At 48.7% G+C, this 12,134-nt stretch carries 9 protein-coding genes and 1 pseudogene; 4 read left to right on the plus strand and 6 right to left on the minus strand.

The window, feature by feature from the left end:
* The 6 genes and pseudogenes from LZ23_RS23800 to LZ23_RS00030 form a co-directional block, all read right to left on the minus strand.
* Positions 1-323: pseudogene (locus LZ23_RS23800) on the minus strand (hypothetical protein); the annotation flags it as partial.
* 493 nt (positions 324-816) lie between these two features.
* The gene (locus LZ23_RS00010; protein ID WP_045210491.1) at positions 817-1,083 is read right to left on the minus strand and encodes a type II toxin-antitoxin system RelE family toxin; all 267 of its coding nucleotides are present in this window, start codon (positions 1,081-1,083) and stop codon (positions 817-819) included.
* The gene (gene relB, locus LZ23_RS00015) at positions 1,067-1,282 is read right to left on the minus strand and encodes a type II toxin-antitoxin system RelB family antitoxin (protein WP_045210493.1); all 216 of its coding nucleotides are present in this window, start codon (positions 1,280-1,282) and stop codon (positions 1,067-1,069) included. Before relB ends, LZ23_RS00010 begins: the two co-directional genes overlap by 17 nt.
* Before the next feature lie 114 nt (positions 1,283-1,396).
* Entirely contained in the window at positions 1,397-1,633 is a 237-nt protein-coding gene (locus tag LZ23_RS00020; protein WP_332308249.1) for a PDDEXK nuclease domain-containing protein, read from the minus strand.
* Positions 1,634-1,699: 66 nt separating this feature from the next.
* A complete protein-coding gene (locus LZ23_RS00025) occupies positions 1,700-3,271 on the minus strand; it encodes a tetratricopeptide repeat protein (protein ID WP_045210496.1) in 1,572 nt (523 codons plus the stop codon).
* Positions 3,272-3,465: 194 nt separating this feature from the next.
* A complete protein-coding gene (locus LZ23_RS00030) occupies positions 3,466-3,792 on the minus strand; it encodes a hypothetical protein (RefSeq protein WP_045210498.1) in 327 nt (108 codons plus the stop codon).
* A 560-nt stretch (positions 3,793-4,352) separates the two neighbouring features.
* Here LZ23_RS00030 and LZ23_RS00035 point away from each other — a divergent pair.
* The 4 genes from LZ23_RS00035 (at position 4,353) to LZ23_RS23130 (ending at position 12,091) form a co-directional block, all read left to right on the plus strand.
* Positions 4,353-5,651, plus strand: coding sequence for a hypothetical protein (locus tag LZ23_RS00035; protein WP_045210499.1), 1,299 nt, complete (start codon positions 4,353-4,355; stop codon positions 5,649-5,651).
* A complete protein-coding gene (gene hisC / locus LZ23_RS00040) occupies positions 5,644-6,756 on the plus strand; it encodes a histidinol-phosphate transaminase (protein ID WP_045210501.1) in 1,113 nt (370 codons plus the stop codon). The genes LZ23_RS00035 and hisC overlap by 8 nt, the downstream gene beginning before the upstream one ends.
* Before the next feature lie 86 nt (positions 6,757-6,842).
* Entirely contained in the window at positions 6,843-7,907 is a 1,065-nt protein-coding gene (locus LZ23_RS00045; protein WP_045210502.1) for a hypothetical protein, read from the plus strand.
* A gap of 173 nt (positions 7,908-8,080) precedes the next feature.
* Positions 8,081-12,091 carry an aromatic amino acid lyase gene (locus LZ23_RS23130; protein WP_084590812.1) on the plus strand — a complete coding sequence of 1,337 codons (4,011 nt, stop codon included), beginning with the start codon at positions 8,081-8,083 and terminating at the stop codon, positions 12,089-12,091.
* Positions 12,092-12,134: the final 43 nt, after the last annotated feature.

Consider the following 12,134-nt stretch of genomic DNA (forward strand, 5'->3'; position numbering starts at 1 on the left):
AATTCTGCAAGGTCCATGCGGCCCATGGGGTCGGCCTTGATCAGACGCAGTTCCATACCCTGAACGTCGGCCAGCTTCTTGATGGAATAATGGGCCTCCTCTGAGACGTAAACGACGGGCGGCAGATCGGACTGAGCCTGCAAAACCTTCTTGCCGAAATACATGCCGTGGCTGTTGCCGTCGGTCCCGCTGGCGGTGACAAAACCCCAATAGTCCTTGTCGAACCCGAACCGGGGGGCAAAGTAGTCGATGACATCCCTTTCAAAGGGATGGCTGTTCAAGAGCAGGGAGCTGGGCTTGTAAGGATCGCCCACATTGTTCATGGCAGCCTCGTAGAGCCCGCTTTGCTTGTACCACTCGTAAAACCCGGCCAGTTCCGTATCCTGATTGATGGGATAGCCGATGAAATGCGGTCGGCTTTGCAGTGCAACTTAAAGAACCTGTCCCTTATGTTGCGGTCCCATAATTCTTTGATTCAACAGGGCAAGCGATCCAGCATGACCTTCATCCCACGCAGCATAAAAATCTTTCCCCGCATTAAGCGACTCCCATCCGCGGAGATCTGCGAGATCAGCGGTAAAATTCTTCTAGCTTGATTCTTCAAGCATCAAGGCAAAGATAAAGAGTTTTTGCCGCTGATGGCGCTGATCTACGCTGATAAGAGAGGTATAGATATTAATTCTGGTTCCTGGACACTAATGAGTGGATTTGAACAAAATCCACGGCTAACGTGGAAGAGCCCAACTTCTATGGTCTGGTTGAAGTAGTCAAGGGCGTGGGTGTGGTAGAAGTGGGTGCTCATAAGGACGGGGGGTATTAGTCATAAACATTTTTACGGTGGCCTATGCGCACAACCCTGACCATGACCGCACCATCCTGAATTTCACAGATAACCCTGTATGGTCCAACACGATATTTCCAGAATCCTGACAGGTTTTTGCGAAGAGGATCACCAAAACGGCGTGGATCTTCATGTGTGACAATCCGGTTCCTCAGGTAAGCAAGGATACCCCTCTGGGCCTGTCGGTCCAGCCTGCGCAGTTCTTTTCTGGCCCGATCGTCAAATTCAACCTTCCAGATCAACTTCCTGCTCCAGCTCTTCCAGGGACCAGGTCCTTTCAGGCGAGTTCTCTAACCTGTGTACCGCAAGGTAATAGTCTTCCAGATCTTCCAGGTGCTCAATGATTGCTTCACGGGCATAATAAGTCTTTGTTCTTCCCGTTTTTTCAGCCAGATCAACGAGTCTTTTTTCAATGTCTCCAGGCAGTCTGATAGCTAACATTTCTTTTCTCCTGACATACAAATATAGCAAATTCGTGAAGGTCGTCAATCATGTAAAAACACTTCAGTTTGCAAAATAAAAATAGTCAAGGATGTTAAATTTCGTGTGTACTCATCACACCTCCCGCAACACCTCTTCCAGAAAGCGCTGGATCTCTTCCTTCCCGGGCAATTCAAGCTGATACATAGAGACAAACAGATGATTGTCCATGCCTGCCAGTGCGTATTCTACCAGGGTATGATCCTTTTGGGTGCAGAGTAAAATGCCGACTGGCGGATTGTCGCCCCCAGACATCATGTTCTTTTTGTACCAGCTGACATAGGTATTAAGCTGGCCCAGGGTGACAAGTATTGAGCATCCTCAGATGTGATTCTCCCCGTGAATCAGTACAATTACTGCTCATGAAACTGCAGTCATCTATCCATCCATTTCCTGGCCGAGCTTTTCCGCCACCATGGCAGCCAGGGCCTCAGCCTCATGATCCGGAATTTCCGGGGGCAGCCTCGCTTCTTTCATTTCCCTGATCTTTTCATTTATCCCGGGCACTGAGAGAAATACCTTCAGAAATTCATGCCACTTGATTTTACGGTGGAACAGAAACAAACTGTAATCCTGATAATAGGCAACTGCCTGCTCCTGACTGTACATGGAGCAATGGGTCACTCGATCACCCATAAGGTACCTGTATTCAAGAAATACAGCAGGCACATGAGCATTGGACTCAAGGGCTTTGACCGCGGCCAGGGATGCCTTGTAAAGCTCATTCTGTTCAAGGTACAGCCAGACCAGACCCCAGGCGCCATCAGGCCAGTCACTGGCTATTTTGTATCTTTCTTCGGCCTGTTTAAAATCTCCCAGCTCATGATAAACCCGGCCCATGAGATAGCGGATCCCAATATGATCATCAGGATCAATCTTTAACAATTCAAGGTAACATTCCAGGGCCTTGTTTCGTTCCTGCAATTTTTCCAGAACCAGCCCCAGGCCATGCAAAGCTCTCATAAAAGGTCTGGTATCAATATCAAGCCAGGCATCTCCCGGTTCAATCTCTCCAAGCTGCTGCCTGCCCTGCTTAACAGCCGATGTATATGACTTCCTGGCCTGGGCATAGCGGCCAATCCTTGTCAGAAAGTTCCCAATATGCACATGGGCATCCACATGTCCGGGATGAATTTCCAGGGCGCGTCTGTATAACTGCAATGCCTTTTTAGCCTGGCCTGACCAGTTATATTCCATGCCTTCATCAAAGACTTCATCAGCTTTAAACCACTCTTTTTCAGTAAATACTTTTTGGGACTGTCTGCGGATTGAAGCTGAAAAAGTATTTTCAAAATCATCCACTTCCTGTCTGGTCTGCTGGTCAAGCATGGCCAGGTAATCTTTTTTTTCACCGGGAAAGCGCAGTTCCTGCCCGGCCTGATAAAACACCTCGGCTCTGCTCATGGGATTCCTGCCCACGGGCAGATCATTATGAAAAAGCTTCAGCAAGGACATCATGTACCGGTTCAGGTCAGCCAGCTCCACAGGCCATTCTGTGCTTGGAGCCATCCACAGGCCGTCATCTTCATAATTGTTTTCATATCTGGTTAATTCCCCGAGAACGGAACTGCCTTTTCTGAATCCCGGCTCAGGAGACTCAACCCCGATACCCTGGCCCTGCAGAAAATTCACCAGCTGCGCATTCTGCCTGGGCCGGGGCACAATTAGCGTATCCGGCATGCCGGACAGGATGTTCTTTTCCGGCCCTTTGTCTGCAAAGGCCCGGTACAGATAAGGGTACAGGCTGCAGGTATAGCTGTCCGGCAGGTATTCCAGATAAAGACAGCCTGAGTTGTCATCCATCAGCAGACAGCGGTTAAGATATATCCTCTTTCCAGACTTCTTATCCGCGGCAGAAGGCTTCATTTTTCCGGAAACATATTTAAGTTTGTGCCTGGTGGTCAGATACAGATGGGGAGAGGAGGAAAGAAAAAGATGGTATTTCAGCATAACTCAGCTCTCTTATGGTTTGCAGCTTTACTGATGCCCTGCAGGAAACTCCGGCAGTAGAGATTGGTCAACACGTTTAAGGGTTGTTACGCCCCAGTGAAACGAAAGAAGGTTTCACGGGGTGAACTTTGACTTTGAACTATTTTGTTCCCTGGACCTGGAATTTTTAAACAGCCTGCCTGGTAAGGACTTTTTCAAAACGCTGCTAAAGCTTCAAGTTTTGCCCTGGTCTCAGGCGATAAATTCGCAACATGCTCATCCTTGAGTATCTGGTGAAACTGAAGATGTATCAGCTTCATCAAAAGGTTTGACCGCTTGAAATCATTGAAACAATCACCAATGATCCGGTCTGACTTTTCAATATGCCGGTAAAGGGCGCGGTATCTATCATACTCTGAACCCTTGCCCTCTCTGAGGATATCCATGGATTCATGGTTGATGCGTGTGCACAGGGAAGCAAGCAAATCATTTTTAATTTTAAGTATATACTTCCAGTCTCTTTCAGGTGGAGAAAATGTCATACCTTAACTCCTTTTTCTGTTTTTATATACAAGCATACTCCTTTCCTGCTCAAGGAATTCACAAGGAGTAACAATTGGGATTTTTTTGACTGCCCGGCAGCAGCATGTAGTGGTCGCCGGCAATAATTGACTCTGCATTTCCCGGCTCAATTAAAACAAGGATCATCAGGTCATCAGGATTCCGGCAACTTTGCGGATCAACACAGGGTCAAGCTTCATAAAAACAGTCTCCTTGCTACCCAAAAAAACACACTGTCAATCAATTGTAAACTCCATAATATTAACGTATAATATATAAATGTTTACAATATTGGCAGAAAACTCCTGATCAGGCCATGAAAGACAAATATATTTTCTGGCATGTTGAATGATTTGTGCGTATGAAATCATTTCCGGAGGTTGCAGCAAATAAAAACAGTCAGGCTCTTCGACGTTAGCCGTGGATTTTGTTCAAATCCACTCATTGTGTCGAGGAACCAACAGTCAGCACAGGGAATAGCCTTAGCGCGTGATAAATAATTACCATTTTTATCTGATCTTATCAGGGGAGTTCCGCAACAATGCAAAAGATTAAACAATCCATCAGCCTGACTGTTTCTGCAAACCAGAATTGGGTGCCTTTGCTTCAATGCGCTGCTCAAACAGCTGCTCAAGTGTTCGGACTTGATGACAAAAAATCTCTGCGTCTGACCATGGGTGTGGAAGAAGTGACTTTGTATCTGAGTCAGGAACAACCAGGCGCAGCAGTGAGCATTTTTCTGGAACAGTGCATCTCCCGTGTTCAGGCCAGGTTTGTCCTGACAGCAGACTCAACTGACCTGTCAGCCATGAATGTGGTTGCAGGCAATGATTCAGATGCAGCTGCTGACAACAACCTGTCATTGCTTCTGGCATCAAGGATGAGCGATGGACTCAGCGTAATTCGAGAGGGCAAAGATATTCATCTGATTCTGCTCCAGGAGCATGTTTATCCAAGTATTGAGCCTGTTTATTCTGATTCTCCTGATAAAGATTACTCTCCTGCATTGACCGTCAAAACTACCCGGGATGCGAATCTGATTTCTAATGCCTGTGCCCAGGCCCTGGGAATTTTCCCCCTGGAACAGGTTCCTGCCTGGTTTTCAACACCAGGCAAGGGCGTGGATCTAATAATGGCTGAAGAACTGTACGCAGCCACAGCCATGGATGAAAAGGGCAGGGTCTGCGGTCTTATCTGCTGGGAGCATGTTTCAGAAAAAAGCGTGATGTTTTCCGGTCCCTGGGTTTTTCGAGGAGGTGAACAATGTACTTCCATACTTCTGGAACATCTGATTGTTTCGCTGGCCAGGTCCAGGGCAGTCTGCCTGTTCAGTGATCTCAGGGTCAACCCTTTTGTGGAGCTGGAAAATCACGGTTTTGAACAATTATCTGAAATAGCTTCTTCATCTGAAACACATAAGCGTAAAGTATGGTTTCGCCACCTATGTGAAGATGAAGGACTTTGCATCTGGAGTCATCCCCAATGCACTTCTTTTCTGCAGCAATCCTATGATCGCCTGTATATTGCCCGCACCATCCAGAAGACCGTTGATTCCGGATGCCATACCTATGATCGTTCCCTGTTTTCTGCTGAGCTGAATCCTGAGAAAAAAGAAGCAATTTTGACCCCTCTTTTAGATGGTCAGGACAATGAAGAAAATATTCAGCGCCATATTAATGCCCTGACTGCAGACGGATATAGCCGTATTGTTTTTCGAATTGATCTTGCCCATGGATGGCAGGCACATCTTGGAGGGACACTGCTTAAACAGGGCTTCAGCCCGGTGATGGTTCTTCCCCATGCAGGCATGGGCGACATACTGGTTTTTGAATATGTCTGATATATCCCTGAGCAGTCTGGTTCCCGCCTATATCCAGGCCTTTGAACCCTATACTCCCAGTCGTCCAGACCATGAGCTCATGCGCCGGTTCGGGGTGGATCACCTGCATCGCCTGAATAATAATGAAAACGCTCTGGGGCCGCCTCCAAATGCCCGCAGGTTTATTGAGCAGTTCAACCCTGACCTGGCTCCAGTGTATCCCAGCGGAGACTGCTTTGACCTGCGCCAGACCCTGGCAGCAAAGTTCGGCAAGTCAGAGAATCAATTCCTGGTGGGCAATGGATCATGCGAGGTCATAGCCAGCGTAGTCAAGGCCTTTTGCCAGCGTGGAGACAATATTGTCACAGCAGACAAGACCTTTGCTGTATACGAATGGATAGCTGAGTTTTCCGGGTTTGAGGCCCGGCTTATTCCTTTGCGCGAGCATGGATTCGATCCCCAGGCCATGTTAGACGCCATTGACGGCCAGACCAAGATTATTTTTGTCTGCAACCCCAACAACCCCACCGGCACCTACTGGGACCTGGATACTTTGAGGTCCTTTCTAAACAGTGTGGACAACAGATGCATTGTAGTAATAGACGAAGCCTATTTTGAATATGTCCAGGAACCTGGTTTTCCCGACGGCATGAACATTATGGAAGAATATCCCAATGTAGTGGTTTTCAGGACTTTTTCCAAGATGTATGCCCTGGCTGCCCTGAGAATAGGATATCTCTGTGCCAGGTCAGACGTAGTGGATATTATTCGCAGAACTCATGTGGTCTATTCGGTAAACAGTCTGGGCCAGAAAGCAGCTGCAGCTTCACTCAAGGATGACGCTGATTTTATTGATGATACCCGGACCATGGTGGCTGATGGGAAAAAACTGCTCAAAGAAGAATTTTCAAAGCTTGGCCTTAACTATCTGTGCGGACAGGGCAATTTCATGATGGTCAAGGTTCCAATGTCTGACACCCTGATCTATCGCAAACTGGCCCACAAAGGGATTCTGGTGCGGACCATGACTGGATTCAGATTCCCTGACTGGATAAGGGTCAGTCTGGTCCAGCTCCCGGTGATGGAAGAGTTCTGTAATGCCTTAACTGAAGTTCTTAGAAAATGAAATTTGAATGATAGAGTTAAAAGCTGCTGAAAAATTTATCAAAATGCGGCAATTAACTTTTCATCAAACTTTTAGTGGAGAAAATCATGAGCCTGTCCAGAAAAGAATGCCTTGAATCTTTACGGAACAAACCACATATCATTGAACCGGGTCAAAAATTCGTGGTGGATGAGTTCCGGCCCGAAGACGGACTTGGCGTGGCCCGGCTGTTCCACGCCGTGTACGGCGAGATGTTTCCGGTGGATTATGTCTATGATCCGGAGGAGCTGGTCCGGCTCAATGCCGGGCCGGATCTGTACCAGATGCTCGGGCGTACGGACAAGGGCGATATCGTCGGCCTGTACGCCCTGTTCCGCAACCCTCCGGGACACAGGATCATGGAGGCCGGATCCTGGATCGTGCATCCGGCCTACCGCACCTCTTCCCTGGCCATGCGTCTGGTCGCCAGGATTAATACCGCCCCGCCCGAGCGCCTGGGAGTGGACGTCATTTACGGGCAGACCGTCTGCGACCATGTCACCACCCAGAAAATGGGCATCAAATACAACAGCTTCTACGGCGCCCTGGAAATCGAGGCCATGCCGCCCAGGCCAGCGGACTCTGCTGGACCGGGCTCCGGCCGGATCAGCCTGCTGGACGGGTTCATCATCCTGCGGGACCGGCCCCACGCCGTGCATCTTCCCCGTCACTACGCCCATGTCTTGCGCGCCCTCTACGCCAGCCGCGACCTGGATCGCGAATTCCGCGACGACCCCGGCCCGACCGGCTCCACCGAGGCCGCGATCCAGCCCATGGACAAGGCTGATCTGGTCAAAATGACCGTGGACCGGATCGGGACGGACTTCTGCGCCGTCCTGGCCCGGATGGAACAGGACTTCCCGGAACGTCACGTCTATCAGATCGTGCTGCCCCTGGGGCGTCCGGGCTGCACCGGGGCAGTGGACGCGGCCCGGACCAAGGGGTATTTCCTGGGCGGATTGCTGCCGCTCTGGTATGATCAGGATGGATTGCTGATGCAAAAACTTTCTAAAAAACCTGATTTTTCTCTGATTAAACTTTTCCCTGAAGAAGCACATACTCTTCTGGATTTCATTAAAAGTGACTATAACAGCCCGTTGAAAAACTCCCAATTGCTGCGTCGCTGCAAATAATTCAAACTCTCACGTATGAATAAATACGCTTCAACCTTGAACTTTTTTTGCTCCTTGCACTTGAAATTTTTGAACGGACTGTTGGATAAGGACTTTTTCAACACTCAGATAAGCATTTGAAATAAATTATTTGAATTTACTAACCTGTATGCTCCATCCAGGAGGAATAATCAATGAACAGGATAAACCTTGAGTTTGAAGACTATTTTCATGTAACCAGAGCAATTGTTTACTCAGAGATTAAAAAAATACATAAAGTGCCCGATGTATTTGGCGATGAATTGTTTCTCACACCTTCCAGTTCCTTCTCAGAGAAGCCTTTGTCAGCATTGCCTGATCAGTCAGGTTTAATCCGGGATAAAGTATGCAGATTTTTCGGCCTTGCCGGGGACAGGACTACAGGTTTGTCAGACTTGAACACCCTGGGACAATGGGCTGAATATCTTTTGGAACATACAGGGCCGTGTCCAGAAAACATTACTTTTTTTACATCCGGAAGCACAGGAGAACCTAAGCCCATTATCCGTGATTATTACTTTCTGGAGCAGGATGCCTCGCATTTGGCCAAGATGCTTCAGGGAACAAAAAGGTTTTTAGGACTTGTGCCTCCTCATCATATTTACGGCTTCATTTATACCGTCCTGATACCTAAGGTCCTGGGAGCGAAACTCATAGATCTGCGTTTCAAAAGACCTAAAGCAATTATCAGTAAACTGGCTCCTGGAGATGCCATCATTGGCTTTCCCCATATCTGGAGACTCTGCTCTGAAACCAAAGAACGTTTTCCTGCCGGGGTAATCGGGGTGACGTCCACAGGCCCATGTCCGCCGGAAATCATCCGTACACTTAAACGTCAAGGACTTCAGGTGATGTTTGAGATATATGGCTCTTCTGAAAGCGGGGCCATGGGCTATCGCTCCAATCCTGATGATCCTCTGACCCTGATGGACACATGGAAAAGATTAAGTACTGACAGCTTTGTCCGTGAACGTGAAGACGGCAGCTTTTCTGAGCCCTTTGTTTTTCAGGATGTTCTGGAGTGGCTGGATGAAACCCGTTTTTTCGTTAAAAAGCGTCTTGACAGTGCAGTACAGGTGACCGGGATCAATGTCTATCCAGCCAGGGTAATGGAGATGATCCTTTCTCATAAAGCTGTCGCAGAATGTGCCGTGCGGCTGATGCGGCCGGAAGAAGGCACACGTTTGAAGGCCTTTGTTGTTCTCAGGGATGGATTTCCAGCGGATGCAAAAATGCGGGACACCCTGCGTGTTTACCTTGCAGAGCGTTTGTACAGAGTTGAACGTCCAGGGGCCATAACCTTCGGCACTGAGTTACCCAAAAACGAGATCGGCAAGCCGGCCGACTGGACCATTGATACCAGCTCTGTGGGCATGACCCTGAATCTCGCCCTGGACAGACTTGAATCAGAAAAGCACCAGGTTAAAGCTGGACAGAAATTTAACGTGGATGCCCTGCGTGGGGATGACAACATGCGCGATGCCTGGGGAGTTGCCAGGCTGTTCTATGATGTATTTGAGAAATCTTTTCCCTTTGAGACATATTATATTCCCGAGAGGCTCATCGAAGAAAACCGCTTGAATCTGGTTCACAGTGCTGTGGCCAGGACGCCCGCAGGGGATATTGTCGGCTATGGCAGTCTTTTCCGCAGCTCAGCTCCACATCATCGTGTTTATGAAATTGGCTCCCATGTAATCCATCCTGCATATCGTAAAACCCGGGTGGCCCTTGATCTGCAGGAATATATCAGGAGTTCACTGATTCCCAAACATAGTGTTGAGATTTTTTTCAGCGAAGCTCCCTGCCATCAGGTAGCCACCCTGAAATTTGCGGCCATGAGCGGCATGAAGGAAACTGCATTGGAAATCGGGCTTATGCCTGGATCAGCATACGGAGCGACGGACTTTCCTGATGATCGTGTCTCCATGCTCCTGCTGTTTGGCCGCACTAAGGAACAAAAGCACAGGATCCACATCCCGGAAATCTACCAGGATGCCCTGGAGTATCTTCTTCAAGGAACTGAACTCGAACGTATAGCACTTCCCGCCGAAGACCAGCCTCCTGCCAGTATTGTGACCCGTGTTTCCACGGAATACTTTGCCTTCGCTCAGGTGGCCCGGATGCATGTTCTGACTATGGGATCAGATTTTGAACGGACCTTGGCCGGGTTTGAGGCTCAGGCATGTAAACCGGAGATCAGAGCAGGTGCTGGACAATCAGGGGCCAGAGTACTTCAGGTATTTGTCAATCTTGGCGAAGCATGGTGCGGGAAAGCAATAACCATCCTGCGAAAACAGGGCTATTTTATGGGAGGACTGCTGCCGGGATGGTTTGAGACAGACGGACTGCTGATGCAAAAAGTTCTGGATATGCCCAGTCTCGATTCCATTAAACTTTATTCCCAGAGAGCTCACCGTATTCTGGATCTGACCATGCGGGATATCGAGTCCAATCCTGCCTGCTCATCTTTGACCAAAAGACCTTTACAGATCCCAGTTTCAGACACAATCAGGATCAAGGCAAAAGATATAAATGAGGTGGTGATCTCCGGTCAGGGAATGACCGTAGATGAAGTAGTTGCTGTAGCGAGGCATGCAAAGCCTGTTCTGCTGACCAGAGACAAGTCGGTGATGACCCGTGTAGAAGCATCGGCTTCTTTCATTGAGTGGGCTGTGCGTACTGGAGAGCCTATTTATGGCGTAAACACCGGATTTGGCGGCATGGCTGATGTGGCCATTGCTGAAGGTGATCTGTGCGCCCTGCAGAATAACCTGCTGCGCTTTCTGAATGTCTGCGCCGGAGACTATCTGCCCATAGAAGACGTTCGAGCAGCTATGCTCCTGAGGGTAAACTCTCATTTACAGGGGGCTTCGGGCATACGTCGGGAACTCATTGAACGTACTCTAATTTTTCTGAATAACGGCGTAACCCCACTGGTCCGTGACATGGGCTCCATCGGAGCCAGCGGAGACCTGGCCCCTCTGGCCACCATTGCAGGAGCTCTAACTGGGACTGATTCGTGTTTTCAGGTGGACATGAATGGAGAAACCATGAGCTGCCTGACAGCCCTGAATCGCCTTGGGCTGAAGCCCTTTCCCTTAGGACCCAAGGAAGGACTGGGCATGGTTAACGGAACCTCGGTAATGACTGGTATTGCTGCCAATTGTCTTTACGATGCCCGCAGGTTGACAGCATTGTGCTTGAGTTTTCATGCCATGGTCATCCAGTCTCTGCGCGGATCCAATCAGTCTTTTCATCCTTTTATTCAGCAGCTCAAGCCCCATCCCGGCCAGGTCCGGGCTGCTGAACTGATGCTCAGACTTCTGGATGGATCATCCATGTGCCGTAACGAGCTGGACGGACATCATGAGATACTGGATGGACAGCCGGCTCAGGATCGATATTCTCTTCGCTGCCTGCCACAGTTCATGGGTCCGGTTTTGGACGGAATCCGTCTGGCCGCAACAGCAGTAGAAACCGAGATGAATTCAGCCAATGATAACCCGCTCATTGACAGCGACAATTTTCTAAGTCTGCACAGTGGAAATTTTCTTGGTCAGTACGTGGCTGTCTGGATGGATCATCTTAGATATTATCTTGGTCTTGCCGCCAAACACATGGATGTTCAGATCGCCCTTTTATCAGCCCCTGAATTTAATGCAGGTCTGCCTGCATCTCTGGTGGGCAACCCTGACCGCAAGGTGAATATGGGGCTCAAGGGCCTGCAGATTGCAGCCAACTCAATTATGCCTCTATTATCCTATCATGGCTCATCCATTGCAGACCGGTTTCCAACCCATGCTGAACAATTCAACCAGAACATCAACAGTCAGGGCTTTAATTCAGCAATTCTGACTCGAAAATCCATCAGGCTTATGCAGTCCTATACTGCCATGGCTTTGATCTTCGGGGTGCAGGCTGTATCACTGCGTGCAGCTCAGATGTCCGGCAGCCATAATCCGCACAAACTTCTTGCACCTGCCGGCATGGCTCTGTACGATGCAGTTCTGAATGTCTTAAATTTCAAACAAACAAATGATCGTCCATTAATTTGGAATGATGATGAACAATCCATTGAAGCCATGATTGAAACCCTGACCAGAGACATTGCCGGTGAAGGCAAAACAGTACAGGCTGTTGAAAACATTGTCGCAGCCTTACATTAATCTTAACAGCCTGAAAAACTCCCAATAATATATTATTCGGCTG

This window comes from Desulfonatronovibrio magnus (assembly GCF_000934755.1).
In the GTDB taxonomy this organism is placed as follows: Bacteria; Desulfobacterota; Desulfovibrionia; order Desulfovibrionales; family Desulfonatronovibrionaceae; genus Desulfonatronovibrio; species Desulfonatronovibrio magnus.